32 protein-coding genes and 1 pseudogene are annotated in these 23,477 nt (G+C 67.5%); 23 read left to right on the top strand and 10 right to left on the bottom strand.

Annotated elements, in window-relative coordinates; all coding sequences use genetic code 11:
• Positions 1-22: 22 nt before the first annotated feature.
• Together ACOV8S_RS20650 and ACOV8S_RS20645 are read right to left on the bottom strand one after the other, a co-directional pair.
• Entirely contained in the window at positions 23-901 is an 879-nt protein-coding gene (locus ACOV8S_RS20650) for a YceI family protein (protein ID WP_448319265.1), read from the bottom strand.
• A 263-nt stretch (positions 902-1,164) separates the two neighbouring features.
• Positions 1,165-1,398 (bottom strand): annotated as a pseudogene (locus ACOV8S_RS20645) (ComEC/Rec2 family competence protein); the annotation flags it as partial.
• Positions 1,399-1,434: 36 nt separating this feature from the next.
• Here ACOV8S_RS20645 and ACOV8S_RS20640 point away from each other — a divergent pair.
• From ACOV8S_RS20640 to ACOV8S_RS20630, 3 genes are all read left to right on the top strand, one after another.
• Positions 1,435-2,889, top strand: a complete 1,455-nt coding sequence (locus tag ACOV8S_RS20640) for a recombinase family protein (protein WP_448319263.1) — start codon at positions 1,435-1,437, stop codon at positions 2,887-2,889.
• A gap of 103 nt (positions 2,890-2,992) precedes the next feature.
• Complete coding sequence (locus tag ACOV8S_RS20635; RefSeq protein ID WP_448319262.1) at positions 2,993-4,024, top strand: hypothetical protein; 1,032 nt, start codon at positions 2,993-2,995, stop codon at positions 4,022-4,024.
• 656 nt (positions 4,025-4,680) lie between these two features.
• Positions 4,681-5,343 carry an HNH endonuclease family protein gene (locus ACOV8S_RS20630; protein ID WP_448319260.1) on the top strand — a complete coding sequence of 221 codons (663 nt, stop codon included), beginning with the start codon at positions 4,681-4,683 and terminating at the stop codon, positions 5,341-5,343.
• On the opposite strand, the gene ACOV8S_RS20625 is transcribed toward ACOV8S_RS20630, so the two are convergent.
• From ACOV8S_RS20625 to ACOV8S_RS20615, 3 genes are all read right to left on the bottom strand, one after another.
• Positions 5,340-6,212, bottom strand: a complete 873-nt coding sequence (locus tag ACOV8S_RS20625; protein ID WP_448319259.1) for an abortive infection family protein — start codon at positions 6,210-6,212, stop codon at positions 5,340-5,342. The two genes, ACOV8S_RS20630 and ACOV8S_RS20625, sit on opposite strands and share 4 nt — an antisense overlap.
• 79 nt (positions 6,213-6,291) lie before the next feature.
• Positions 6,292-6,591, bottom strand: a complete 300-nt coding sequence (locus ACOV8S_RS20620; protein ID WP_448319258.1) for a hypothetical protein — start codon at positions 6,589-6,591, stop codon at positions 6,292-6,294.
• Positions 6,592-6,718: 127 nt separating this feature from the next.
• Positions 6,719-6,955, bottom strand: coding sequence for a hypothetical protein (locus tag ACOV8S_RS20615; RefSeq protein ID WP_448319257.1), 237 nt, complete (start codon positions 6,953-6,955; stop codon positions 6,719-6,721).
• A 44-nt stretch (positions 6,956-6,999) separates the two neighbouring features.
• On the opposite strand from ACOV8S_RS20615, the gene ACOV8S_RS20610 reads away from it, so the two are divergent.
• Positions 7,000-7,710 carry a TIGR02391 family protein gene (locus tag ACOV8S_RS20610; RefSeq protein ID WP_448319256.1) on the top strand — a complete coding sequence of 237 codons (711 nt, stop codon included), beginning with the start codon at positions 7,000-7,002 and terminating at the stop codon, positions 7,708-7,710.
• Between the two features lie 113 nt (positions 7,711-7,823).
• Here ACOV8S_RS20610 and ACOV8S_RS20605 read toward each other — a convergent pair whose 3' ends face one another.
• Together ACOV8S_RS20605 and ACOV8S_RS20600 are read right to left on the bottom strand one after the other, a co-directional pair.
• Positions 7,824-8,204: a DUF6221 family protein gene (locus tag ACOV8S_RS20605; protein ID WP_448319255.1), complete on the bottom strand. Its 381-nt coding sequence runs from the start codon at positions 8,202-8,204 to the stop codon at positions 7,824-7,826.
• A gap of 209 nt (positions 8,205-8,413) precedes the next feature.
• On the bottom strand, positions 8,414-9,820 hold the full coding sequence (locus ACOV8S_RS20600; RefSeq protein WP_448319254.1) for a hypothetical protein: 1,407 nt from the start codon (positions 9,818-9,820) through the stop codon (positions 8,414-8,416).
• Between the two features lie 419 nt (positions 9,821-10,239).
• Here ACOV8S_RS20600 and ACOV8S_RS20595 point away from each other — a divergent pair, with 419 nt between their 5' ends.
• From ACOV8S_RS20595 to ACOV8S_RS20560, 8 genes are all read left to right on the top strand, one after another.
• The gene (locus ACOV8S_RS20595) at positions 10,240-11,181 is read left to right on the top strand and encodes a hypothetical protein (RefSeq protein ID WP_448319253.1); all 942 of its coding nucleotides are present in this window, start codon (positions 10,240-10,242) and stop codon (positions 11,179-11,181) included.
• 1 nt (position 11,182) lies between these two features.
• Positions 11,183-11,461, top strand: coding sequence for a hypothetical protein (locus tag ACOV8S_RS20590; protein WP_448319252.1), 279 nt, complete (start codon positions 11,183-11,185; stop codon positions 11,459-11,461).
• Positions 11,458-11,961 carry a hypothetical protein gene (locus ACOV8S_RS20585; protein WP_448319251.1) on the top strand — a complete coding sequence of 168 codons (504 nt, stop codon included), beginning with the start codon at positions 11,458-11,460 and terminating at the stop codon, positions 11,959-11,961. The genes ACOV8S_RS20590 and ACOV8S_RS20585 overlap by 4 nt, the downstream gene beginning before the upstream one ends.
• Positions 11,958-12,335 (top strand): hypothetical protein, encoded by a 378-nt coding sequence (locus tag ACOV8S_RS20580; RefSeq protein WP_448319250.1) that lies wholly within the window; start codon positions 11,958-11,960, stop codon positions 12,333-12,335. The genes ACOV8S_RS20585 and ACOV8S_RS20580 overlap by 4 nt, the downstream gene beginning before the upstream one ends.
• A 189-nt stretch (positions 12,336-12,524) precedes the next feature.
• Positions 12,525-13,175: a hypothetical protein gene (locus ACOV8S_RS20575; RefSeq protein ID WP_448319249.1), complete on the top strand. Its 651-nt coding sequence runs from the start codon at positions 12,525-12,527 to the stop codon at positions 13,173-13,175.
• Positions 13,176-13,384: 209 nt separating this feature from the next.
• The gene (locus ACOV8S_RS20570; protein ID WP_448319248.1) at positions 13,385-14,086 is read left to right on the top strand and encodes a hypothetical protein; all 702 of its coding nucleotides are present in this window, start codon (positions 13,385-13,387) and stop codon (positions 14,084-14,086) included.
• An 85-nt stretch (positions 14,087-14,171) separates the two neighbouring features.
• Positions 14,172-14,687: a hypothetical protein gene (locus ACOV8S_RS20565; RefSeq protein WP_448319247.1), complete on the top strand. Its 516-nt coding sequence runs from the start codon at positions 14,172-14,174 to the stop codon at positions 14,685-14,687.
• Between the two features lie 153 nt (positions 14,688-14,840).
• A complete protein-coding gene (locus tag ACOV8S_RS20560; protein WP_448319246.1) occupies positions 14,841-15,029 on the top strand; it encodes a helix-turn-helix domain-containing protein in 189 nt (62 codons plus the stop codon).
• A 22-nt stretch (positions 15,030-15,051) separates the two neighbouring features.
• Here the strand turns inward: ACOV8S_RS20560 and ACOV8S_RS20555 are convergent, their stop codons facing one another.
• Positions 15,052-15,399: a hypothetical protein gene (locus tag ACOV8S_RS20555; protein ID WP_448319245.1), complete on the bottom strand. Its 348-nt coding sequence runs from the start codon at positions 15,397-15,399 to the stop codon at positions 15,052-15,054.
• 320 nt (positions 15,400-15,719) lie between these two features.
• Here ACOV8S_RS20555 and ACOV8S_RS20550 point away from each other — a divergent pair, with 320 nt between their 5' ends.
• A complete protein-coding gene (locus ACOV8S_RS20550) occupies positions 15,720-16,163 on the top strand; it encodes a hypothetical protein (RefSeq protein WP_448319244.1) in 444 nt (147 codons plus the stop codon).
• Between the two features lie 59 nt (positions 16,164-16,222).
• On the opposite strand, the gene ACOV8S_RS20545 is transcribed toward ACOV8S_RS20550, so the two are convergent.
• Positions 16,223-16,453, bottom strand: a complete 231-nt coding sequence (locus ACOV8S_RS20545; protein ID WP_448319243.1) for a hypothetical protein — start codon at positions 16,451-16,453, stop codon at positions 16,223-16,225.
• A gap of 103 nt (positions 16,454-16,556) precedes the next feature.
• On the opposite strand from ACOV8S_RS20545, the gene ACOV8S_RS20540 reads away from it, so the two are divergent.
• A complete protein-coding gene (locus tag ACOV8S_RS20540; protein ID WP_448319242.1) occupies positions 16,557-17,075 on the top strand; it encodes a hypothetical protein in 519 nt (172 codons plus the stop codon).
• 5 nt (positions 17,076-17,080) lie between these two features.
• On the opposite strand, the gene ACOV8S_RS20535 is transcribed toward ACOV8S_RS20540, so the two are convergent.
• Positions 17,081-17,416 (bottom strand): hypothetical protein, encoded by a 336-nt coding sequence (locus ACOV8S_RS20535; RefSeq protein WP_448319241.1) that lies wholly within the window; start codon positions 17,414-17,416, stop codon positions 17,081-17,083.
• Positions 17,417-17,527: 111 nt separating this feature from the next.
• Between ACOV8S_RS20535 and ACOV8S_RS20530 the strand changes: the two genes are divergently transcribed.
• The 9 genes from ACOV8S_RS20530 to ACOV8S_RS20490 are packed head-to-tail and all read left to right on the top strand — an operon-like array spanning position 17,528 to position 23,440.
• A complete protein-coding gene (locus ACOV8S_RS20530; protein WP_448319240.1) occupies positions 17,528-18,820 on the top strand; it encodes a PBSX family phage terminase large subunit in 1,293 nt (430 codons plus the stop codon).
• An 11-nt stretch (positions 18,821-18,831) separates the two neighbouring features.
• Entirely contained in the window at positions 18,832-20,412 is a 1,581-nt protein-coding gene (locus ACOV8S_RS20525; protein WP_448319239.1) for a phage portal protein, read from the top strand.
• On the top strand, positions 20,396-21,079 hold the full coding sequence (locus ACOV8S_RS20520; RefSeq protein ID WP_448319238.1) for a hypothetical protein: 684 nt from the start codon (positions 20,396-20,398) through the stop codon (positions 21,077-21,079). The genes ACOV8S_RS20525 and ACOV8S_RS20520 overlap by 17 nt, the downstream gene beginning before the upstream one ends.
• Positions 21,080-21,104: 25 nt before the next feature.
• The gene (locus tag ACOV8S_RS20515) at positions 21,105-21,953 is read left to right on the top strand and encodes a P22 phage major capsid protein family protein (RefSeq protein ID WP_448319237.1); all 849 of its coding nucleotides are present in this window, start codon (positions 21,105-21,107) and stop codon (positions 21,951-21,953) included.
• 17 nt (positions 21,954-21,970) lie between these two features.
• On the top strand, positions 21,971-22,147 hold the full coding sequence (locus ACOV8S_RS20510) for a hypothetical protein (protein ID WP_448319236.1): 177 nt from the start codon (positions 21,971-21,973) through the stop codon (positions 22,145-22,147).
• Positions 22,148-22,166: 19 nt separating this feature from the next.
• Positions 22,167-22,568, top strand: a complete 402-nt coding sequence (locus ACOV8S_RS20505; RefSeq protein WP_448319235.1) for a hypothetical protein — start codon at positions 22,167-22,169, stop codon at positions 22,566-22,568.
• Between the two features lie 27 nt (positions 22,569-22,595).
• Positions 22,596-22,913, top strand: a complete 318-nt coding sequence (locus ACOV8S_RS20500; RefSeq protein WP_448319234.1) for a hypothetical protein — start codon at positions 22,596-22,598, stop codon at positions 22,911-22,913.
• A complete protein-coding gene (locus ACOV8S_RS20495; RefSeq protein ID WP_448319233.1) occupies positions 22,913-23,197 on the top strand; it encodes an HK97 gp10 family phage protein in 285 nt (94 codons plus the stop codon). Before ACOV8S_RS20500 ends, ACOV8S_RS20495 begins: the two co-directional genes overlap by 1 nt.
• Positions 23,198-23,200: 3 nt before the next feature.
• Positions 23,201-23,440: a hypothetical protein gene (locus ACOV8S_RS20490; RefSeq protein WP_448319232.1), complete on the top strand. Its 240-nt coding sequence runs from the start codon at positions 23,201-23,203 to the stop codon at positions 23,438-23,440.
• Positions 23,441-23,477: the final 37 nt, after the last annotated feature.

Genomic DNA, 23,477 nt, shown 5'->3' with positions numbered 1-23,477 from the left:
CCCCCGGCCCCGCCCCCGCCACTCAGCTCTTGGGGACGATCTGGATGTCCATCTCGATCCGGATGCTCGGCCCGACCGCCGCGATGCCGCGGGCCAGCATGGCCTGCCAGGTGATCGTGAAGTCGTCCCGGTGCAGCTCGGTGGTGGCCCGGCAGGCGGCCCGGGTCTCGCCCTCCACCCCGGTCCCGACACCCAGGTACTCGGTGTCGAGGGTGACGGTGCGGGTGACGCCGTGCAGCGAGAGGGCCCCGGTGACGTGCCAGCGGGAGCCGCCCCGGTGGACGAACCGGTCGCTGTAGAACTCCATGGTCGGGTAGTTGGCGACGTCGAGGAAGTCCGCGGAGCGCAGGTGGTCGTCGCGCATCCGGACCGCCGTGTTGATGGAGGCGGCGTTGATCACGACGTGCATGGCCGACCGGTCCATGGTCTCGCCGATCCGCAGCGCCCCGGCGAAGGAGTCGAAACGGCCGTGGACCCGCGCCAGCCCGATGTGGCGGGCGGTGAAGGCGATCGTGCTGTGGCCGGGATCCAGCTCCCATTCGCCGGGGCGCGGGAGCTCGGGCGGCGGAGCCACCTCGAGCCGGATGTCGCCCAGCGCGGCGAGCTGGTCCGCGAGCACCTGGACCGTCGACCGGTGGGGCAGGAAGCCCTCGGCGGACACCGCGACCCGGTACTCGCCCGGCGGGACCGCGGCGAGGAAGCTCCCGAACGGGTCGGTGCCGCCACCCACCGCCTTGCGGCCGAGCGAATCGGTGAGGGTGAACTCGGCCCCGGCGACGACCTCGTTGACGGGGTCGATCACCCGGCCGACCACGACACCGGCCTGGGAGGGTATGCGCAGGGCGGACAGGACGCCGGTGCCGGTCGTCCGGTGGGTCCTGCCGGTCAGCCAGCGGATCATCGGCGTCGGCCTCTCTGCGCTGCGGGGCGGGTGCTTCTCGGTAACATGCGGGTCCTCCTGTGGTGATCGGGTTCGTGCTGGTGGGGCTGACCGTGCCGGTGGGGTGCGCACGGGTCGGGCTGGTACGGGTCGGGCACGGTGAGGACGCCCTCCGGGGTGCCGGAGTCCGGCGGGTGGCGCCCGGGTGCCGGTCGCCCCGCCGGTGCGGGACCCCCGCGGGTGGCGCGGGGCCCCGGTGCTGGTCCCGGGGTCAGGTCGCGGGGTCAGCCGGGTCCGGCCGTCGCGGCCCGGAGGCCGCCCTTCCCGCCGGCGACCGCCAGCGCTCCGTCCCGGTCGGTCCGCAGCACCAGGGCTCCGCGGGCACGCAGCGCCGCCACGGTGGACGGTGCGGGATGCCCGTAGGAGTTGTCCCTGCCGCAACTGATCAGGGCCAGGCGCGGCGTCAGACGGCGCATCAGTCCGGTGTCCTGATGCGGCGATCCGTGGTGGCGTGCTTTCTCAAAACCCCCCTAACACGGCTACCGTTGATCGGCATGAAGGGTAGCGGCAGGGCACGCAGAGTCGGCATCTATCTCCGTATCTCGGACGACCGTCTCAAGGAGCGGAAGGGCGTGGGCCGTCAGGAGGAGGACTGTCGCGCACTCGCCGCCTCCCTCGGCTGGCGGGTCATCGAGGTCTACGTCGACAACGACGTGACGGCTGCCGACCGCCGGAAGAAGCGCAAGGACTACTTGCGGATGCTCGCCGACCTGGAGAGCGAGCACATCGATGCCATCGTCGCCTGGCACCCGGACAGGGTGTACCGCCAGCCCCGGGAGCTGGAGGACCTGATCGACCTGATCGAGGCGAAGGGAGCGGAGATCCGCACCTGCCTCACGGGCCGGATCGACCTCAACACCCCGGCAGGCCGCCTCAACGCCCGGATGCTCGGGATCATCGCCAAGTACGAAGTCGAGCACAAACAGGAGCGGGTCCAGCGCAAGGTCCTGGAGTTGGTGAAGGCCGGGACCATCCACAACGGCGGCCACCGCCCCTTCGGCTACATCCGCATCTACGAGGGTGAGGGCCCACGCCGGAAGGTGATCGAGGACCGCATCGACGAGGACGAGGCCAAGCACGTACGGGTCTGGGCCCAGCGGGCCTTGGAGGGCGAGTCCCTCTACTCCCTGGTGACCGATGCCAACGGCAAGGGCATCAAGACCTCCACGGGCGGGCCCTGGAGCTACCAGGGGATGCGGTTCATGCTGATGTCCGGCCGGATCGCCGGACTCAAGGAGCACAAGCGCGAGGTCGTGGGCAAGGCCGTCTGGCCCGCGATCATCACGGAGGACGAGCACAAGGCCCTCCGCGCTCTCCTGAAGGACCGCTCCGAGCAGGCCAAGGCCAATGGGGCCCAGCGGACCTCAACCGCCCAGAAGTACCCCCTGAGTGGCCTTGTCCGATGCTCCTGCTCCGAGCGGCACATCAAGATGACTACCGCTCGAAGTTCCAACCGCAAGGGCTCGGTCTATCGGTGCCCGCCCAAGGGCGAGGGCGGGTGCGGGGGCCGGAGCATCCGGATCGATGACCTTGAGCGGGTCATGGAGAAGCTGCTGTTCGCCCGCCTCGAAGAGGTGGAGCCCTTGGACGAGGGCGACTCCGACGACCCTCGGCCGGCTCTGGAGGCCAAGGTGGCCTTGTGGGAGCGCCGGGTGGAGGAGTTGAAGGAGGAACTGCTCGACGGCGAGAGGTCTGCCCGTGAGATCAGGGAGGCCATCGAGACCCTCCATGGCCGCATCGCCCAGGCCCAGAGGGAGGCCGCGGAGTACGGCGTGAAGGACCGGGTGCTGGGGATCAGCGCCGAGGAGCTGCGGGCAGCGTGGGAGGGCTACCCGGTGGCCCGCAAGCAGTCGGTGTACCGCTCCCTGGTCAAGGAGATCCTGATCCACCCCGCCACTCAGCCCAAGAACGTCTTCAACCCGGACCGGATTCAGGTGGTCTGGAGATAGGCGAGAAACGCTACGCAATCCCCCGATGCGCTAGGGTTCCGCGTCACATGAACAAGTTCCCAGCCGCCATCACCGCTTGAGGTAGACGCAGCAGGAGGGGAAAATGGGGTACTGGACCAACCCGCCCGGCGCTTCATTGGGGCGATTCACTGTTGAGAAAGCGCGTCAAGCTGCACGCGATCTACTTGGAAACACCCGCGATCTATCACCCCGAGCGAGAGTAGAGATCCGACGGGGAATTCATCATCAGCTACTTGCAGCAAGGTTGTGGGAGTTCTGCCTTTACACCTTTTGGGCATTGTCAGTGATCTGCACGCTCCTAGCAGACAAAATGGAGCGTTATGACATGCCATTGTCCTGGCCGAACCTCTCGGACCCTCCATGGCAGTGGGTGCTACAGGCGCTTTTCCCAAAGCTATACGAAGAACCCTCGATGCTCAAAGCTCTCGCAAGCATTCTATCGGTAATCGCGTGCGGGGCAGGCATCGGAGCGATCATCCAACGAAAAAGCACTCTCGGCATCCTTTCCACCAAAAATGCCGCTTCACATGGAAAATCGAGAACCATCGCCCTTCAATGCGGGATCGTTCTCGCGCAGTGCGCGCTCGCCAAAAATGGAACAACTACAAGCAAGCCGACACTTTTGAAGCGCGTCGATTACAGCATCTCGCTACTCATACGCGAACTCATGACAGCCCCAAACGATCGCATTCGATTCTCCGGCAGGTCACACAGAAAGAAGGCACTGAAGCATCACGTGCGACTGGTGGCAGCGGCTCTCCAGAAGGCGACCCTCGATCTGGATAAGAACCCCGACGCCGCACTTCAGGAGGCGGCAGCGCTCGCACACCAGATCTGTGAGCGCGTTAGCCATAACAGGATGGGAGCATTGCTCGACGATCCACAAATGGCGGGACTGGAACCGGTTCGCAACCGAGAATGGATACGACTATCATTCGCGGCACTCTTGACCGTGGGTGTCGCCTTGGGTAGCGCCTTGCTCGGCCTTCCGGCAACTGCGCAACCAGTTGTCATCGGCATGGTCGGACTACTGGCGTTTACTACTGTGTACGGGCATCAGTCTCCCCGCGGTCTGGAACTTCTCGATTCTCTGCGCGGCGTACAGCGCCCTTGAGCCAGAACCTCAGTCGAGTGAACTGGGACCGCTACACGGTGGCCAGACCCTCGGTAAGCCGTTAGCCCAATATGCGACAGAGAACGACCGCAGGCGTCACGGCACTCGCCCTCGCGACCCTACTCCTGGGAACCACGCAGTCCGCTTCCGCGGAAGCCAAGCCGTACTTGCACGAGCGGGTCCGACAGTGCGTACCCCTCTCCGGGGGCGGCTGTCGGGTCAGCGTCGTCACGAAGTACTCGTACCGGCAGGGCTCAACGCAGCGACGGGTGGATTGGGTCTACGCCAGTCTCGGCCGGCCCGCGAAGGGGAGGGTCTACGCGGCACGGTGGGTCTACAAGAGGCCGGGCGGCTCGTGGAAGGTCGGCGGGAGTTGGAAAAGGCCGAGACACCGCGGGGAGGGCGCTGGGGCGTTCGTCGAGACGTGGTGGGGATCCGGAGGCCACGCGGGTCCGCACCTTCCTCAAAGCACTCGCCTGTGCACCGAGTTCAAGGGAGTCAGCGCCAAGGCGTGCGTGATGCTGAAGTAAGAGCGTCCAACCCCTGCGGATGATCATTGCGGCTCGGCCGGGTGACAGGTGGGCGCGTCCCACGGCCCCGGCCTCAGCCCCCGGTTATGACGGAGCCCTCGCTGTCGTCGTTCCGGGAGGAACTCCGTGTCGCTGCGTGCCGCTTGTGCCGCCCTCGCTCTGTCCGTCGCCACCATCCTGAGTGCGTCAGGTACCGCCCAGGCCGCCCCTGGTGACACGGTGGTCGTGCACGTCCGGGAGGCACTGGACTCCCTGCCCACAGAGGCGGAGAACCGCACCGGCTACAACCGCGACCTGTTCAAGCACTGGGTCGACGCCGACAGGGACGGGTGCAGCACACGGGCGGAGATCTTGATTGCCGAGGCGACCACGGAACCGACCGTTGGCGCCAACTGCGCCATCTCCGGCGGCGAGTGGTTCAGTCCCTACGACAACCGCACGGTAACCAGCGCACGCGACCTGGACATCGACCACTTCATCCCGCTGGCTGAGAGTTGGGACTCGGGTGCCTCCGCTTGGAGCGCGAGCGAGCGTGAGGCGTTCGCCAACGACCTCGGCGACGCCAGGAGCCTGATCGCCGTCACGGCGTCCTCGAACCGGAGCAAGAGCGATCAGGACCCGGCCGAGTGGCTGCCGCCCGCCGAGGGCTACCGCTGCACCTACGCGGTCACGTGGACGGTCGTGAAGCTGCGCTGGGGCCTCGCGGCCGACCCTGCCGAGAAGGAGGCCCTGGAGGGCATCCTCGCGGGCTGCCCGGACGAAGAGATCGAAGTCGTCCTCGCCCGTTAGGGCTGGGGCGCTGCCTGCTTCTTCCAGGGTGCGTGCGGGTCGGCAAGCGTGTCCAGGATCAGCTCGCACCACGTCACCGCCGCGTTGACCGTCAGGCGGGCATGCCGCACCCCCAGGCCGGATGGTGCGCTCGCCTGCCCGTGACCGCTGCCGAAGCCCTGGTTGCGCAGCTCCGCGACACCGATGGCTATGTTGACGGAGCCGCCCAGGATCCTCTTGACCGCGTTGCTGCCGTCGGGGCCCTCTGGTGCCGACGCAGCATCTAGTTTCAGCGCCTTCTGGACCGTGTTGACCAGAGCCGGCACGGTGGCGTTCTTGTCCACCTCGATCTTCAGCTCACCCAGCGCCGTCTTCGCCGTGGCCTCGATGAGCTGCTTGGCGGCTCCGATGGCACCTTGCGGGTCGGTGGTCAGATCCCGCCGTATGCGCTCCAGTTCGACGACGATTCCGGAGGCATCGCTAAGCGTGCTGAGGTCCCGGGCGAGAACGGGGGGATTACTCCAAGTGATCTTCCCCGTCTTCATATCCAGATGGAACCCATCCCGTTCCAGACGAACCCGGATGCTGTCCAACCACTTCGGTGTGTCCTGCTCGCTCGGGGTCCAGTAGGCGCGAATGAAGTCCTCGAAGACGAGAACTGCACGCCGAACGTGTCCCGGATCTGCCCAGTTCACTCCCTCCGCATAGAGCATGAACTCTGTCCGGCGGGCTCCCGAGTCCTGGTACTTCAACTCTTCCGGCGGGATGGGCGCAAACCCGTGGTCCTCCCAGAGTTCCTGGACGATGCGAATGGTCAGGTCCGTGGCGAGTGAGCGGAAGGCGTTGCGGGTCGCTGGGCTCACCAGCTCCTGCCGGGCAGTGACGGTCATGCTCTGAAGGGTACGAGCCGACCTTGACGCCGTCAGGGTCTTTTCACACGCACGACGACGCTGGCCCACGGCGTGCCCGTCACGACGCCCTGCGGGCCGCCTCCTCGACACGGGCCTGTGTAGCCCTGGTGAGGTCGCGCTTCACCCGTCTCAGCCCCTGGCGCTGGAGGGCCGTGAGGGGCGGGGCGGCAGCCATCTGCTGCTGCACCCACTCCGCCTCCCGGCGCTCCTGCTCGGCCTGGCGCATGGCGTCGTTTACCAGGCCCCAGACGAGTCGGTACATCGCCGGTGACTTCATGGGCTTCCCGTCGACCACGGGGCCGTAGGCGGGTCTCCGGAAGCCGTTGGGGGCCTCAGGATCGAGTATGCGGAGCTTCACCTGGTCCTCACCCGAGATTTATAAATGCTGTGTCCCGAATACGCCGCAGGCCCACTCCGAATTGATACGGAGTGGGCCTTGCAACGTCAGGGTACCGGCGTCGCCCGTAGGGTTTTGACGCTTCACTTCAGACGGTCCCATCCCGAGTCAGCGCGTCGAGCTGGATGCACCTGGCGTACTCCCAGCGCAGTGGGTCCTCGGGGCTCAGGGCCAGCACTCGGGCCGCCTCCTCGTTGCCCTGCGCCCGCAACTCCTGAGCACGCCGCATGGCGCTCTGGTAGCCCCACAAGGTGATGTCTAAGCCGTCCTCGGTCTCCGTCAGCCCGCATCGCTCCAGTTCTGCGTGCCGTCTTCCATCGCGCATCCCTATCCCCTCCCCAATGTGCGGCGTCGCACTATCATCCAGCTGTGGATCACGCCTTCGCGATCGAGAAGCTAAGCAGTTTCATTGAAAGGGCTAGTGCCTTCGGCTCCGACCTGCCCTACTTCGAGGCCACGCAGGCGATGCAGTACTCAGCAGAGCTGTTCCAGCTCGAAGGTGTCGCACGGCAGATCGAGAACGCCTACAAGGTCGGTCTTGGCGACTACCCCAGACACGACCGCAAGGACTGGCGTACAGCCGTCGAAAGCGCTGCTGAAGCCCTGGGATACGCCACATCGGCCGATGAAATCGCGGCCTTCAAGCGACCTCAGCCACCGGCCATCGCCGCCAACACACTGCACTCTTGGGTTTGGGCCCCCGCTGCACCGCTGTGGGCCGCCGATGCTCACCGGGACGCGGTGCTCGCCGCCGCCCGGACGGTCAACCGTCGCCTCCAGCAGAAACTGGAGCGCCATGACATCGGCGAGACCGATCTGTGCATGCAGGCGTTCGACATTAAGCCACCCGCAGTCGGCAAGCCGCGCCTGCGTTTCGAAGGCGACCCCAGCACTCCGACATGGAGGGCCCGGCAGGACGGTGCGAAGTACCTCTCCGCTGGGGCGTTCCTGGGCATCCGGAATCTGGCGGCTCACGAGGAAACCGTCACCTGGTCGAAGCAGGTGGCTCTGGAGTATCTGGCGACCTTCAGCGTGATCGCCAGGTGGATCGAGGAGTGCTCGGTGGAGAAGGCCCCGTAGACCCGCCGCGGCTCCCGAGTTCCTTGGAGTCGCCGGCTCAGGCGCCAACGCAAAGGGCCCGCCAACCTGCATCGGTGGCGGGCCCTTCAGCGTGGCGGTCAGACGGTGCCGCCCTACGCGCGGGTGCTGAGCCGGTACTCGTCGGGCTCGTACTCCGCCTCCGGCTGAGGCTTCACGGGCTCCCACTCGGGCCGCCAGTCGGGGTGATCGCGGTAGGCCGCAACCAGGTACCCGATCGCGTAATCGAGGCCCACCCCCGTGACGCCGCCGGCCACGAACTTCCCCAGAGCGAAGCCCTTGGTGGTCACAAGCTGGTCGCAGTGCTCTTGCAGGCGAATGATCTCCCACTTGGCGGCGACGTCAGCGAGGGCTCTGGCCTGCACCTTCGCTGCGGCGTCGTCCTTGCCGATCTTCATCGCCCGAGCCGCTGCTTCGTCCTCACGCAGTCGCGCTCGGAAGAACTCCAGCGCGACCGACCGCTCCTTGGCCTTCATCCCCACACCCCTTGCTCAGTTGGCCTGATAGCCCATCATGCCCCTCACATCAGGAGGGGGTGGTCGATTCCGGTTACCTTCCGCCTATCGCCCCCGTCAGGGCGGTTTTGCTGGTAGAAGCCGCACCCGGCCGTGGTGAGTCGGCAGAGGTCCCACTCGCCGCTGGGGCTCAGCACTCAGCCGGCTGCCGGGTGCAGGACTCGCGGATCTCAGAGGGCCGTGGAGACCCTGCGGGGCTTGCGGCGACGTCCCAGATCAGCGGGCTTGGACTGGTTCGGCAGGTGGCCGTACACGCTCGCGAAGAGACGAGCATCCCCTCCGTAGATCGAGCGGAGCTTGCGGTCGTCCTCGGTCTCGTCACCGGAGGAGACTTCCTCGCGGACGGGGGCCTCCCTCTGCACGGGCTGGTCCGGGACCGACCGGGCCATCCGGGCGCGCATCTCGGCCAGGCGGGCCTGCAACTCGGCGTCTTCCGGGGTCTCCACGGGCTTCTGGGGCGCGTCCTGGACGAGAACCTCCGGACTGGCCGGAACGGGCCCCGCAGCGGCCTCCTCTGCCCGCAGGTGCCCGTAGAGGGCCATCTCGTCCCCGGCCTCCACCAGGGCCCGCCAGGTCGGGTCAGCGTCGGTCGGGAGGGGATTGGCCGCGAGGAACTCGTCGCGCCTCGGGTTGGCCATGGAGTAGCGATAGGCGAGGTAACCGGCCGCGGTTCCCCGGCGGGCCGAGGTCTCCTGGACCACACGGTCCTTGGCGGCCCGGGCCCGACGGATCAGATCCCGCTCGAAGCAGTCGTCCCACCACTCACCGGTCTTCCTGAGTCGCGAGGCCCAGCCGATCCGGTACTCGAACGAGCGGCCCTTGCGGACCTTCTCGACGAGCACCGGGTCCGCCTTGGCCATGCGGGCCAACAGCGCCTGCACGCCACGCCTGGAGAGGCCGGTCAGCTCCTCAATGTCTGAGACCGACAGGACCACGTCCTCCAGGCCGGACATAACCGCCAGGAACCAGGCCCGACGTCCGAGGGGCGAGGCGGCCGTGCGGATCTCCGTGTCGCCGTCCACCTCGGCCCAGATGTCCAAGCCGGGGTCCAGCATCGCCAGGATCTGTCCGGACTCCGTGAGGGTGTTCAGCTCAACCAGGACTCCCAGGGTCTTCATACCCCTGACCAGGACCTCCTGGGTCCTCTGGCCAATACGCGCACTGAGAACCGCATTACTCTTGATCTTCTCCAGCACCTCCTTCTCCCCCAGGGCCAGGGCCCCCAGGCCCACCAGCCCGCAAGGGTTATAAGGGGTACTGCGGTTGTGAGTGCGCGTATCCAAGTACCGCAACTCCATCGAGTCCCGCTCCTCCGCGATGGGCGAGGCCACACCCCTGGTCGTGGTCCAGAGAGACGAAAACTTGGAGCGGCCTCCGGTGGGACCAGCGATCTCCCGGACGACCTTGTCGGTGGTGCCGGACCAACGGGCGAACCCCCGAGTCCCGGACACGTACGGGCGGGTGATGGCGGTCCAGGCGATGGCCGTCTCGATGAGGGCCTCAGGGTTGCCGACGGAGCGCATGGCCAGGTCGACGAGGTGACGGGACTCGACCCGCTGGGGAGAGTTCTGGTCCATTTCGCACTGCTGGGCCGGGCCGCTAGAATCGCGGTACGACATCAAGGTGGTTCCTCTCGCTGCATTCGAGTGGGACAGCCGGTCTCGGAGGGTGGGAGCCCTCCCGGACCAACCGGGATTTATAAATCCCTTCGACGTGGCCCTCGGTTCGCAGCCGGGGGCTTCGTCATGTCTGGAGCAGAGGATAGACGTTCGAAACCGCCTTGGCGAACGCCTCGAATTACTCCAGGAATTCTTGGAGAGACGCCACTGCAGGAATTCTTGGAGGAATTCATCACCCTCATTGACTTACGTCAGCCATTCCTTATAGCGGGAATGAACTGGTATGATTGCGGCATCGCTTCAAGGCGATATGACTCCGCTGGAGGACCCCGCACGGGGATGTCCTTCGTGCGTTGAGTCGAAAGGGGACGCGTCGCATGAGCGCCACCCACCTGCCGAGCATCTTCCGGGCGGTCCAGGAGATCTTCCCGGGCACCGTCCTCCGTACGGGCTTCAGCACCGAGCACCAGGCCGCGTTCGTCGTCGCGGCCGACCTCAGCCAGGGTGTGGGGTACAAGGCCGACGCCGAGTCGTTCATCCGGTCCTTGACGAAGGGTCCGGACAATTCCCGGACCCCTTACCTGGGCACCGAGGTCATCCAGACCACCGGCGGGCATCAGCGCATGAGAGTCGTCTACAAGCGCGGCATCTTTCACCTCCTCGCGACATCCCGCCTCAAGAAGGCCGTCGAGTTCCGCGACCGGGTCTTCGACCTCATGGAGCAGATCGAGCGCGAGGGCTTCGTCGTCAACGCCGACGCCTCGCTGGACCAGCTCCACGAGATGCCGCAGCGAGTCATCCGAACCGCCGACGAGCTCGTGGCCCTGCGAGAGTTGGAGATCCGCGACTACCGGCGGATCAAGCACGCCATCTGGGAGGCCGGAGGCGACCGGGAGGACTTCCGGGACGTCCGCAACAGCTTCTACACGGGCCTCTTCGGCATGACCGCGTCGGCCATCCGCATGACCCGCCCCCAGATCGGCGGCGAGCGGTACGTCCGGGACTACCGCCACCCCCGGACCGGAAGGGTGCACAAGGCCGGAGAGCTGCGTCCCTCCGACGCCACCCCGGACTACCTGACCGAGGCCGAACTCAAGCGCCTGGACGACGCGGTCCTGTGGGTCACCACCACGCTCGGCTTCCGGTTCCCCGGCGGCTACGCGACGCTCGGCGACATCTGCGGCGTCCTCAAGGAGTTCGCCGCTCAGGTCCGCCCGGTAACGAAGCCCCAGGAAGAGCCCGAGCCGGCCGAGGCCGCCCCCTCCAACCTCCGGGCCCAGATCGAGGCCCTCCGCGCCAAGCTCAACCAGGGGGCTTGACATGGCCCGACTGAACGAGCCGGTGTCCGCCCAGGAGATCTTCGCGGTGATGACCAACCCGGACTTCAGCCGCACGCACGCCACCAGGGTCGTCTGGGCGTATCTCCGGGCAGTGGCGGACCCGCAGCGCATCAAGCCGATGTCCGAGGTCCTCGGCATGGCCGAGAACACCGTCTGGCGGGCCCTGACGGTCCTGGAGACAAAGGGCTTGGCCCGCAAGGTCAACGGGGTCTGGCTGTCCGAGGTGCCCTCCAGCAACACCCCGGAGGAGGACCGATGACGGCCGAGATCGACTTCGACAAGTACACCCCCAGCACTGCCGTGGTCGACGGAATTCAGCGGCCCGTCCTGGTGACCGAGCGGGCTTGGTGGAAGGCGTTCCAGGCCGACTCCTCGGACGCCCTCGCCGACCGGTACGTCTCGAAGCTTCAGGTCACCGACGTAGAGGAGCCCTCTGAGGGCTGCTGGCTCTGGACCGCCGCCAAGACCACGCACGGCTACGGCCAGCTCCGCGTTGGACCCCAGATGGTGCGCATCCACGCCTTCGTCTGGGCAATCGAGAACGGTGGCCCTCCCCCGGCGTACGTGCTCACCGAACGGGGCTGGGAAGCCGCTTGCGTCGGTCACCTCTGCCACGACCAGGACTTGAGCTGCCCTGGCGGCCCCGGGTGCTCCCACCGGCGGTGCGCCAACCCCGCGCACCTGACCCTCCAGAGCCACTCCGGAAATCTCCGCTCCAGCCGAGGCGGAGACCGCAACCTCGCGAAGGAGGCGGCATGACCACCCCCGCACCCACCCTGCGTCAGATGATCCAGGACCGGCTCACGGAGATCTCCGAGAAGCTCTGGGAGACCCACCGCATCCAGCGCGTCCCGGGCCAGGACGGCCGGATCGTGTGGCTCGGGACCGCCGCCCTGTGGTCCCGCTGGACCTGCCAGGCCGATCACGGGTCCGGCCCCTGCGGTCAGGCTCTGATCACTTTGGACGAGGCATCTGTCCTGCTCGGCAAGCCCGTCGACTTCAGCCTCGACGACCCGGTGTTCGAGCCCGTCGAGACCTTCGTCCTCGACCCGGACTACGGCGTTCAGATCACCGACCTGGTCCACGTGTCCGACGTCCGGCGCAAGTTCGAGGAGGACCCGCGATGGGGCTGACCGTCCTCCTCGTCCTCCACGCGCTTGCCGCCGCGTTCGCCGCCGCCTGCATCGGTCTCCTCGTCCGGATGCTCCGGCAGGCCAGGAGGCACTGAACGACCGAGCGGCCCGAGGGAAGTCGTATTTCCCTCGGACCGCTCGCCCATGGTGCCACAACAGTCGGCCGAGCCGGAACCGATGGAGTGACCAATGACCACCAACTGCCGGATCTGCGCGCGGACTTGTGAGTCCGGGACGTGCGACCTCTGCCGCAACCGCATCCGTGGGCTCCTCCACCAACTCCCCCTCCAGTGGACCGCCCTCCAGGACAGCCGCCAGCGCCTCCAGGGAGGCGGAGGAGACGGCCGAGGGTCCGCCCGGCTCCACGCCCCCACCCCGGGCCGTGAGGACGTCCTGAACCTGCTCGGCCCCGCCTCCCCGAAGGCCGTGCCGACCACCGAGGACCAGACGGGCCCTGTGCCTTTCCTGGACGTCTTGTGGAGCTGGACCCAGGCCGTGACCGACGGACGCCGCCTGAAGCCCGTCCCGCGCCGTTTCGAGGACATGCTGGGCCGCCTCCTGGCGAACCTCGGATGGATCTGCGCGTCCCCCATGGCCGTGGACTTCGAGCAGGAGATCCGGGATCTGGTCCGCGTCTGCGAGGGCATCACCCTGACGACCTCCACGAGGACCGAACCTATCCAAGGGCTCACCTGCCCGAGCTGCGAGATGCTCAGCATGGTCCGGGTGTGGCCCTCCACCTGGGCCGCGCAGTGCCGGTTCTGCGAGGTGGTCCGGCTCGACGAGCGGGACCTGACCGCCTTGATGCACGAGCAAACCACCGCGGCGAAGGCGGGCTGATTCTCACCGTGCCCGCACCGACCCCGGCGGCCCCGTCCTCTGTGGCGGGGCCGCCTGCACTTCCGATCCTGGTCCGTCTCGCTATCGCGGGAGGCCGTCCTGCGGTCCTGGCCGCCGCCTTGGCCCTCAGCGCCCCCGGTGAGTACCGCCTCGCCCTGCTCGCCGGCTGGGACCCGGGCTTCGCCCTGATCATGCCTGCGGTGATGTCCTTGTACGCGGCCGTCGCTGCGGCCATCGCCGGATCCCTGCCCCGGGGCAGCGGCGAGCGGAGGCAGGCCAACACAGGCGCCCTCGTCGCTCTGACCCTCGCAATGACGGCCCAGGTGGTCTCACACCTGATCGAGTCCGGCTACATGACGAAGTCCCCTGGGGTCGTCATCGCCGTCAGCGCTGTGCCCCCTGCGGTGGCCGCCCACGTCCTCCACCTGACGGCCGCCGCGACCCGGATGACGCCCACGACCCAGAGCGTCATGACAACCACTGACGCCCTGCCGAAACCGTTGATGGACAAGGCCCCCGAGAGCCCGCCAGACCCCGTCAGCAAGCCCGTGCTGACGCCCGTCAGCGAGCAGTCAGCAGAAGCCGTCAGCGCCCCGTCAGAGCGCCGTCAGGAGCCGGAGGTCCAGGAGACCGCGGAAGGCGTCAGAAGCCCCGTCAGTGCTGCTCAAGCCCGTCAGCCGTCAGTGACGGTGCCCGTCAACGAGGACCCGACGGAGCCCAGCCGGCCTGCGGTCGCCGACGAGATCGTCAGGGCCCTCTACGACGACTTGGGCGGCAGGAGGCCCGGCACCCGTCAGATCGTTGACGCCCTCCGTCAGGCCGGTCTGCCCCACAGCGAGGGGACGGCCCGGAGCACCCGCATCCGGGTCGAGGTCAAGGAGCCCGCGCTGCGGAAGCTGCCCTCCGCCTGACGGGCGTCAGTGACCCTGGCGGCGGTCTTCGGACAACTGAGGGGATCGGCCCCGCTGGGGCTGGTCCCGCCGTCATGATGACGCTGTGGACGCAACAATGACAGCAGGGGTGTTCGGCCTGATCGGGGCCACGGTCGGCGCGGGAGCGGTCCTGCTGGGCGGATGGCTCCAGCACCGATACCACGTGAAGACGACGCGGGAGGAGCGGCGTGAGATTCAGACCCGTGCTGCTTGCGAGGCGCTCCTGAAGGAGCTGCTGGAACTGCAACGGTCCATGTACGGCGTGTTGCACTCCTACGACGTCCGAAGCCCGAACGCCGATTGGCGACGTGAGCAAGGACCGCATCTTCGCGAAATCGAGATGGCGACCTACCTGATACCCGTGCCCGAACTGCGGTCACAGATGGCGGACGTGATCACGCTCATCTATCACGATTCTGAGGAGGAACCTCTCGGGGCACTGACTCACTTCCTGGCCGTTGCACAAGTCGGGATCGACGCCGTGACGGCTCACCTTCGCGGTGACCCGCTGCCTCCATTGGACGACTGGTTTCTCCGGGTCAAGGCACAGGCCGTCAGCGCCCGTGAGAACGCGACATGACGCCTGCCGCAAACGGTACTTGCTTTCCCTAACGAACGACCGCATAATCGAACGCAGCAGGACACCTGCGCCCTCGTGCAAGGCCCCGACTCCTCTGGAGACCCGGGGCCTTCTCGTATCTCTGGGAGGGCTTCAGTGGACGAGGAGACTTGGATGACGGTGCAGGAGGCGGCGCTCTTCACGGGCGTCTCCCAGCAGACGATCTACAGCTGGGTCCGCCGGGGCCACCTGACCGTTACGGGGATCGACCACCGAGGCCGCAAGGTCTTCCGACACCTCGACGTCGCCCGTGCGGAGCTGGCCACCCGAAAGCGGGCCCAGCGCCAGCTCGTCACCGCCTGAGCCGCCCGTAGGGCCCTATCTCTCACCTCCGGCGCTGCGCGTCCCTGTGCTCCCGCCTCCGCCCCACGGCAACCCCCTTACGCAAGGCGTTACGCGTGGCGCGATCAAGTTCCAGGTCGCCCGCGATCAGCCGGCGCTGAGCAGCCCTGAGGGTCCCGGCGACCTCGGCACGGTTCGTGCGCTTCAAGTGCTTGATCATCATCCGCAGCATGGACTGGGCCTCGCTCACCGTGCAGGTGAACCCGTCCCCAAGGTCCAAGTACGTCTGGTCCGCCCTCGGCCGGACCTTGCGCTGCGTCTTGGGCTTCCACTCCTTGCCGTCCTCTGTACGAGCGAGGACGGGCTGGTAGTGAGGGCTCGACTTCGCCATCTGATGAAGTGTGGGTGCCGTTGGGGGCTCATGCAGCCCCTCCTGACCCACCCACCGGTTACCGAAGCTGTACGCCGTCACCGCGCCTCCCCACGCCGCTCCGAGGAAACGAACGTAGCGCTCAGAGCTGACAGGCGACAGGCGTATGCGGCCAACTCGGCTATCAGGGCACAGATTTATAAATCACGGGGGCGTCATGACCACCCAGGTCCACTACGGCGATGCACTCCGCTGACGGTCGTGGCCCGCCCGGGAGAACATGGCCCTGACGTGCGCCGTTACGATTCCCTGCGCACTACAACGACCGTGGGGGGATCCACATGCACAACCGCGCCATCATGACCATCGCCGCCCTCAGCCTCGCCGCTCTCACCGCGTGCGGTGGGGGCAGTTCTACGCCGGCTGAAGAGGCCAAGCCCGCCCCGAAGCGGCTGAGCGCCGAGCAGGCCGCCGAGAAGCTCGCGGACGCCACCGGCGTCACCACCCTCGGCGAGCCGCAGGACAACACGGGGGCCTGCTCGAACAAGGCGAAGGGCGACGAGCCGCACGAAAACGACTGCGTCCAGCTCATCACCACCGACACCGTCTCGATCTACGAGTTCGAGACCGCGAAGGTCGCCGACCACTGGGCCAAGTCGATGAAGCGCTTGGACTTCCGCGCCGTCGGGCGCTTCGCCCTCGCGTTCAACTCGCGCGACCAGAAGCTGACCTCGGACGAGCGCCGGGACGAGCTGGAGGCGGCGCTGAAGAAGATCGCGGACTGAACTGACCAGGTCCCCCACCCAGTGCATGGGTTCGGGGGACCTGCTCATTCCGGCGTCCTTCAGGACTGCATGTTCTCGATGCCCACGGCTATCTCTCCCGGGCTGTAGATGCGCGGCTCGGTGTCCCCGTCGAACACGACGTTGAACCACCAGATGGGCTTCCCGCGGTCACGGCCCCAGCTCCGCTTCTTGATAACCCCATCGCGAATCTCCCTCGCCGGGCTGTTCCGGTCGAACATCCGCACTCGCATACCGGGACGCCACTCGTCGCCCCAACGCTTCTCCACCATGAGCACGAGGAGACCACGGCGACCGGCGCGAGCGACACTGGGTTCTGACTATCGACTCCCGACCGGTAACCCGACATCACACGCGTGAGGGGGTGAGCCGGCAGTGGCCCGCACCTTCGCCGCAGAGGACGAGCAGCAGCTCCGTGAGCTGCACCAGCAGAACCTCTCCCGTAACGAGATCGCCCGCCGGATGGGCTGGTCCGTCGCGACCATCACGAACCACGCCCAGCGTCTGGGGCTCTCCTTCGACCGGGAGGCCACCAGAGCCGCCACGCAGGCCCGCCAGGTCGACCTGAAGGACAGGCGCCAGCGGATCCAGGAACAGCTATTGGACCTCGCGGAGCGGTCCATCGAGAGGGCCCAGAGCCGATACCTGATGCACGGCTGGTCCCACACGGGCGAGAGCATGGCCGAGTGGCTCCAGCAGCCCCCGGCCAAGGAGACCAAGGACCTCACGCTGGCCGCCTCCAGCGCCCTGACGAGCGCCCTAAAGCTCGCGCAGGCCGATGCTGAGTCCGGTGTCCATGAGGCGCGCTCGATGCTCGGAGACCTCGGTGAGGCCCTGACCAAGGTGGCCCGGCAGATCGGTGACACCGCCGACAGCAACCAGGCCGGCAACTGACGTGATCAGGCCGTCAGCAGCGTCCACGCACGCCTCACGAGCATGGGTATCAGCCGATCTCGCCAAGTGGGGAGACTGACGAACCCGCTGGACATGCCCCCGGGGGCGAATTGCTCCCGATATACCTGCGCCTCCCGCTCGGTAACGAGGTCGACCCCCACGACCTCGCTGAAGGCCGCCCGCAGAAGGCCGCGCACCTCGTCAGCCGATTCCGGAATCTCAGTGCCAGCCAAGTGGTCACGAAGGGCGCGCCAGGCGTAGGGGTCGCCGCGCAGGCCCCACTGCTCCGGCTCGGGATCGAACAGATCGGCCATCGTCACCGCTGCGTCATCGTGGGCCATGAGGGCAGCCTCGCACGACTGTGCTCCCGGCCAACAGGTCAGAGGCGTCAGCACGTGCCTCTGGCGGCTTGGCGCACTCTGCGGGACCTGGTTTCGCCCTGAGCATTGGGGGTGCCGGTGGATCTCGGCTCGCTCCCGCTCTCCCTCAAGCAGATTGAGGCCGTAGCTGGAAGCACTTCGCGGATCGTCCTGTACTCGGGGGCGGTCCGCTCCGGCAAGACGATCAGTTCACTGCTCAGGTTCCTCATCGACGTGGCCCAGGCACCTCGCACCGGCGAGATTGTGGTGGTCGCGAAGACCGGCCAGACGGCGCACCGGAACCTGTTCACGGTCTTGATGAACCCGGACCTGTTCGGGTCTCTGGCCCAGCACGTTCAGTACACGCCCGGCGCTCCCACGGCGAAGATCCTGGGGCGCACCGTGCATGTGATCGGCGCCAACGACGAGCGGGCCGAGTCGAAGCTGCGCGGCATGACGTGCTGCCTGATCATGGTCGATGAGGCCACGCTGATCCCCGAGACGTTCTGGAACATGGCGCTCTCGCGGCTCTCGGTACCTGGCGCCAAGCTGCTGGCCACCACGAACCCAGACAGTCCGAGCCACTGGCTCAGGGCGAACTTCATCGAGAACGACCGCATCGACATGCGGCTCTTCGAGTTCACGCTCGACGACAATCCGGCGCTGGACCCGGCCTATGTGGAGGCCATCCGGGCCGAGTACGTGGGGATCTGGTACCGCCGGTTCATCCTCGGTGAGTGGTGCGCGGCCGAGGGCGCGGTCTTCGACATGTTCGACCGCTCCCGGCACGTCGTGGACATCCTGCCGCCCATCATGCGGTGGCTGTCCCTGGGAATCGACTACGGCACCTCGAACCCGACCCACGCGGTCCTGGTGGGCTTCGGCAGTGACGGGTGCCTGTACGCGGCTGCCGAGTGGAGGTACGACGGGCGCAAGACCCAGCGGCAGATCACCGACACAGAGGCGTCTGAGCGCCTCCGGGAGTGGCTGGGCACCGTGAGCCCTCCGGGCACGAGAGAGCGCGGTGTACGGCCGGACATGGTCGTCGTGGACCCCTCCGCGGCCTCCTTCCACGCCCAGCTCCGTCAGGACGGAATGGCCCCGAGACCGGCGCACAACAAGGTCCTCAGCGGCATCCGGATCCTGATGGCCCTCTTCGCCGCCGACAAGCTCCGCGTCCACAGCTCGTGCAAGGAGCTGCTCAAGGAGATCGACGGCTACGTCTGGGATCCCAAGGCCACCGAGCGGGGCGAGGACGCTCCCCTCAAGCAGAACGACCACGGTGTCGACGCGCTCCGCTACGCGATCAAGACCACGCAGCACATCTGGCGATCCCACGTCGGCATCCCGCTCCCCAAGGAGCGCGAGGACGACCGAGCAGCTTAAGGAGCTCCCAGATGGCCGACGTGTGGCCTCCCGAGAACCTCGCCCCCGTCCACGAGCGGATGCAGGAGTGGAGCGCCTGGTTCTCCGGGGACGCGGACGAGCTGTCCACCGTCTACGGCGGCATCAGCGCCGTCACCAACGCGCCGACGGCCCAGAGCTTCTTCCGCAGGCCCGCCCGACGCGGAAGCGGCCTCCTCGGCCGGCTCGCCCGCTTCTTCTGGGGAGACCCCGCTCGCCCCGGTGAGCGACGCTCCCACAAGGAGCACCTCCCCCTGGCGTCCGCCATCACGGCCGTCAGCGCCAACCTGCTCTTCGGTGAGATGCCGAGCTTCGAGGCCGAGGACGAGGCCACCCAGGCACGTCTGGACGAGTTCGTGGACGACGGCTTCCACGCTGCCCTCCGGGAAGGTGCCGAGGTCGCTGCCGCACTGGGAGGCGTGTACCTGCGCGTTGTGTGGGACGCCGAGGTGCGTGACCATCCCTGGATCTCGGTGGTCCACCCCGACTGTGCCGTGCCGGAGTGGCGGTGGGACAAGCTCGCCGCCGTCACCTTCTGGCACACGATCCGCGACGACGGCTTCGAGATCGTCCGACAGCTCGAACGCCACGAGCCCGGCGTCATCCGCCACTCGGTCTGGAAGGGCACCGCGGACTCCCTCGGGCGTCCGATGGCCCTCACCGACTTCCCCGAGACCGCGCCTCTGGCGGACCTGGTGGACTCCGAGGGCGGCATCTCGACGGGGATCGAGAAGCTGACGGCGGTCTACGTGCCGAACATCAAGCCGAACCGGATCTGGCGCAACACCCCGGCGGGCATGCACCTCGGTCGCTCGGACTTCTCCGGGATCGAGTCGACGCTCGACAACCTCGACGAGGCATACACGGACTGGATGCGCGACGTGCGCCTGGGCAAGGCCCGGCTGCTGCTCGACACCTCGGTCCTGGAAAGCATGGGGCGGGGCAACGGCGCGGCCTTCGACACCGACCAAGAGCTGTTCGTCCCCCTGAACATCGGCACCACCGAGGACGGCACGAGCCCTATCGAGCAGGTGCAGTTCGAGATCCGCACCGAGGCCCACCAGATCCTCGTGCAGGAGCTGGTGGAGCGCTGCATCCAGGGCTCGGGCTACTCGGTGCAGAGCTTCGGCCTGACCGGGGACGTGGCGGTCACCGCCACCGAGGTGCAGGCCCGCAAGGAGCAGAGCCTCAACACCCGCTCCAACAAGATCACGTACTGGCGCCCAGCACTGGCCGAGATTATCGAGGTGCAGCTCGAAGTCGACAAGGTCCACTTCGGCACCTCCGTGGTCCCGCAGCAGCCCAAGGTCGAGTTCCCCGACGCGGTCGCCCGCGACCCGAAGAGCGTCGCCGAGGAACTGAACCTGCTGACCTCGGCCAGGGCCATCTCGACAGAGCAGAAGGTCCGCCGGCTGAACCCCGACTGGGACGACCAGCAGGTGGCCCACGAAGTCCTCCGAATCCGCGAAGACGCCGAGGCGGAGACGCCACCAGACGGACACACCCAGGCCCTGATCCGACAAGGAGACGGGCCGACCCGACAAGGGAGAACACCCCATGGCGACCCCCGCTGAGCCCGTCACGGGCCCTGACACCGGTACGCATCCCGGCACCGAGCCGGACACCAGCACGGCCCAGAACACGCCGCAGGCGAAGGACACCGACAAGGGGTCCGCAAGCTCCGGCAAGAACTGGGAGGCCGAGGCCGAGAAGTGGAAGGCCCAGGCCCGCAAGCACCAGGAACGGTCCGAGTCCAACTTCGAGGAGCTGAAGGCCCAGCGGGCCATCCTCGCCAAGCTCGCCGAGAAGGCGGGCATCGAGCTGGACGACGGCAAGGCCGACCCCCAGAAGCTCGCCGAGAAGCTCACTGCGTCCGAGACGAAGGCCCGGACGACCGCAGTGAAGCTGGCGGTCTTCCAGGGTGCTGCGGCCCACCAGGGCGATGCGGAGGCCCTGCTGGACTCCAGCAGCTTCCTCAAGCGCCTGGACGGCCTGGACCCCGACGCCGACGACTTCGCCGACAAGGTCGGAGAGGCCATCAAGGACGCGGTCGAGAAGACCCCCCGCTTCAAGCGGGGCGAGTCGGCCAGCACCGACCAGACCAAGAAGGCCCCGCCCAAGAGCGGGGCTTCGAGCATTCCGGGCGGACCCGGAGCCCCCAAGCAGTACACACCCGACGAGATCGCCAAGATGTCCGACTCCGAGTACTCCAAGTACCGGAAGTCGCTGGGCATCGGCTGATCCGTCCTCCTGAAAGGAGGGCCCCGTGGCCCTGGACAACTTCATCCCGGAGCTTTGGGCCCGGGAAGCCCTCTTCCACCTGGACAAGCGCCTCGTGTGGGCCCAGACCGGCGTGGTCAACCGCGACTACGAGGGGGAGATCGCCCAGCAGGGCGACACCGTCCACATCAACCGGCTGGGTCCGGTCACCGTCGGCACGTACACCAAGAACACGCCGATCAGCGACCCGGAGGTCCTGACCTCCGACCAGCGCAACCTGGTCATCGACCAGGCGAAGTACTTCAACTTCATGATCGACGACATCGACGCGGCCCAGGTCACGCCGAAGCTCATGGGCCCGGCCATGGAGCGCGCCTCCTACGGTCTCGCCAAGGTCGTCGACTCCTACGTGGCCTCCCTCGCCGTGGCGGGGGCCGACGCGGCCAACATCGTCGGCGGCACCACCGCCGTGGACCTGAGCGCCTCCGGGGCCGTCTACGAGCAGCTCGTGGACATGGGCACGCTCCTGGACAACCAGGACGTCCCCGAGGGCCAGCGCTGGCTGATCGCCCCTCCGGCGTTCGTCAACGCCCTCTCCAAGGACCAGCGCTTCAACGCCCACAGCGGCCAGAGCGCCGAGGACATCCGGCGCAACGGCTTCCACGGCGAGGCGGCGGGCTTCTACATCATGAAGTCCACCAACTCCGCGGCGAACACCGCCGTCATGGGCACCCCGCAGGCGATCTCGTTCGCCGCGCAGATCCCGCCCGGGACCATGGAGCCGTACCGGCCGGAGAAGTACTTCGCGGACGCCGTGAAGGGCCTGACCCTGTACGGCGGCAAGGTCATCGAGCCCAAGGCGCTGGCCGTCCTCAAGTACGACCTCTCCGCCTGATCCCGGGAGTCTCAGCGATGACCGAAAAGCCGGAGACGGTCCTGTTCCGCCACGAGGTCGACGGCCGCGAGTTCCTGGCCACCGACACCTCGATCCCGTCCATCGAGTTCCTGGACGCCCAGCCGGAGTACGAGCGGGTCGTCGACACCGAGCCGGCTGCCGCCCGCAAGCGTCCAGCCAAGCGCGCTTCCTGAGCCCCCGAGAGGAGCTGCCGTGTACGCCACCGAGGCGGATCTCACCGACTATCTCGATCCTGACCCGGTCCCGGCGAACGCGGCCCGGCTCCTCAACCGGGCTTCGGCGAAGCTCGACCAGCTCCTGATCGGAGCGGTGTACGACACCGATGACGACGGCCTCCCCACGGACCCCGCACTCGCGGAGGTCTTCCGGGAGGCCGTCTGCATCCAGGCCGCCTACATCGCCGCCTTGGGGGACGAGACGGGGGCCAACGCCAACGTCGCCTCCATGACCCTGGGGAACCAGACCATCACCAGGGCCCTCGGCAATGCCCGAGGATCCGGTGGGGCCACCAGCACTCCCCGGGTCTCCCAGGACGTCATCGACCTCCTGAAGGTCCACGGGCTTCTGCCCGTCCGACCGCGTGTGCGGGGGTGAGCAGTGCTCCTCCTGACCACACACGACGTGACGGTCCTGACCCGGCCCGAGGCCACCCGGGACCGCCACAACAACCCGGTTGTCGATTGGTCCGAAGCGACCCGCACGACCTATCGGGCCCGCGTGGAGCCCCTGAGCTCCCTGGAGACCGAGGAGCAGAGCGACCAGCTCATCACCGAGCTGAACTGCTTCCTGCCCCCGACGGCCGTCGTCACGGCGGTCGACCGGGCCGAGGTGGACGGTGTCACGTACCGCGTCCACAGCAAGCCCAAGGTCCAGCGGGGATCCGGCCCTGCCGCCCTGCTCGACCACATCCACGTCACGCTGCGGGAGGTGACCGGCTGATGGGTGCGTTCAAGCCCGACCATGCCGCCATCGCCTCCCTGGTCCACGAGGACTTCGTCCAGCAGGACATGCACCAGCGGGCCGCCCGGGTCGTGGAGGCCGCTCAGGCCACGGCTCCTGTGGACACCGGCCGGTTCAGGGAGTCCATCCACACCGAGGACGGCCCCGCCGGCTTGGTCCTCGTCGCCTCCGACCTGGACTACGCGGTGTGGGTGGAGATCGGCACCAGGGACACGAGAGCCCACCACACCATCGCCACCGCACTCGACGCCGCGAGGAACTGACCCATGACCCGCATGAAGCTCGCCTTCCCCTTCAAGGGCCATCGCCCTGGCGACGTGGTCGAGGTCCCCGACGACGAGGTCCGCCTCCTCGTCGGGAACGGCATCGGCCACCCCGAGGGCCTGGAGCCCGTCCTGCGGCTCGGGAGGCTCCCCCAGCTCCCCGAGAACCCGGAACCCGCCAGCACCCCGCAGACGGCTGTGCAGGAAGCCTCCAAGCGCCGGGGCAAGACTCCGGCCGAGTAGCAGACCAGGAGGCCGCGGTGACCCCCTCCCCCAGTCC

This window comes from Streptomyces sp. CO7, assembly GCF_053474865.1.
Note: the sequence above shows the minus strand (reverse complement) of the source record. Positions and strands in the feature narration are given on the sequence as shown.

What these genes read in the sequence shown, in the direction of transcription:
- ACOV8S_RS20650 (WP_448319265.1), bottom strand. Translation starts at nt 901, where the DNA reads ATGATCCGCTGGCTGACCGGCAGGACCCACCGGACGACCGGCACCGGC.
- ACOV8S_RS20640 (WP_448319263.1), top strand. Translation starts at nt 1,435, where the DNA reads ATGAAGGGTAGCGGCAGGGCACGCAGAGTCGGCATCTATCTCCGTATC.
- ACOV8S_RS20635 (WP_448319262.1), top strand. Translation starts at nt 2,993, where the DNA reads ATGGGGTACTGGACCAACCCGCCCGGCGCTTCATTGGGGCGATTCACT.
- ACOV8S_RS20625 (WP_448319259.1), bottom strand. Translation starts at nt 6,212, where the DNA reads ATGACCGTCACTGCCCGGCAGGAGCTGGTGAGCCCAGCGACCCGCAAC.
- ACOV8S_RS20615 (WP_448319257.1), bottom strand. Translation starts at nt 6,955, where the DNA reads ATGCGCGATGGAAGACGGCACGCAGAACTGGAGCGATGCGGGCTGACG.
- ACOV8S_RS20605 (WP_448319255.1), bottom strand. Translation starts at nt 8,204, where the DNA reads ATGAAGGCCAAGGAGCGGTCGGTCGCGCTGGAGTTCTTCCGAGCGCGA.
- ACOV8S_RS20600 (WP_448319254.1), bottom strand. Translation starts at nt 9,820, where the DNA reads ATGGACCAGAACTCTCCCCAGCGGGTCGAGTCCCGTCACCTCGTCGAC.
- ACOV8S_RS20595 (WP_448319253.1), top strand. Translation starts at nt 10,240, where the DNA reads ATGAGCGCCACCCACCTGCCGAGCATCTTCCGGGCGGTCCAGGAGATC.
- ACOV8S_RS20590 (WP_448319252.1), top strand. Translation starts at nt 11,183, where the DNA reads ATGGCCCGACTGAACGAGCCGGTGTCCGCCCAGGAGATCTTCGCGGTG.
- ACOV8S_RS20585 (WP_448319251.1), top strand. Translation starts at nt 11,458, where the DNA reads ATGACGGCCGAGATCGACTTCGACAAGTACACCCCCAGCACTGCCGTG.
- ACOV8S_RS20580 (WP_448319250.1), top strand. Translation starts at nt 11,958, where the DNA reads ATGACCACCCCCGCACCCACCCTGCGTCAGATGATCCAGGACCGGCTC.
- ACOV8S_RS20575 (WP_448319249.1), top strand. Translation starts at nt 12,525, where the DNA reads ATGACCACCAACTGCCGGATCTGCGCGCGGACTTGTGAGTCCGGGACG.
- ACOV8S_RS20560 (WP_448319246.1), top strand. Translation starts at nt 14,841, where the DNA reads ATGACGGTGCAGGAGGCGGCGCTCTTCACGGGCGTCTCCCAGCAGACG.
- ACOV8S_RS20555 (WP_448319245.1), bottom strand. Translation starts at nt 15,399, where the DNA reads ATGGCGAAGTCGAGCCCTCACTACCAGCCCGTCCTCGCTCGTACAGAG.
- ACOV8S_RS20550 (WP_448319244.1), top strand. Translation starts at nt 15,720, where the DNA reads ATGCACAACCGCGCCATCATGACCATCGCCGCCCTCAGCCTCGCCGCT.
- ACOV8S_RS20545 (WP_448319243.1), bottom strand. Translation starts at nt 16,453, where the DNA reads ATGGTGGAGAAGCGTTGGGGCGACGAGTGGCGTCCCGGTATGCGAGTG.
- ACOV8S_RS20535 (WP_448319241.1), bottom strand. Translation starts at nt 17,416, where the DNA reads ATGGCCCACGATGACGCAGCGGTGACGATGGCCGATCTGTTCGATCCC.
- ACOV8S_RS20525 (WP_448319239.1), top strand. Translation starts at nt 18,832, where the DNA reads ATGGCCGACGTGTGGCCTCCCGAGAACCTCGCCCCCGTCCACGAGCGG.
- ACOV8S_RS20520 (WP_448319238.1), top strand. Translation starts at nt 20,396, where the DNA reads ATGGCGACCCCCGCTGAGCCCGTCACGGGCCCTGACACCGGTACGCAT.
- ACOV8S_RS20510 (WP_448319236.1), top strand. Translation starts at nt 21,971, where the DNA reads ATGACCGAAAAGCCGGAGACGGTCCTGTTCCGCCACGAGGTCGACGGC.
- ACOV8S_RS20495 (WP_448319233.1), top strand. Translation starts at nt 22,913, where the DNA reads ATGGGTGCGTTCAAGCCCGACCATGCCGCCATCGCCTCCCTGGTCCAC.
- ACOV8S_RS20490 (WP_448319232.1), top strand. Translation starts at nt 23,201, where the DNA reads ATGACCCGCATGAAGCTCGCCTTCCCCTTCAAGGGCCATCGCCCTGGC.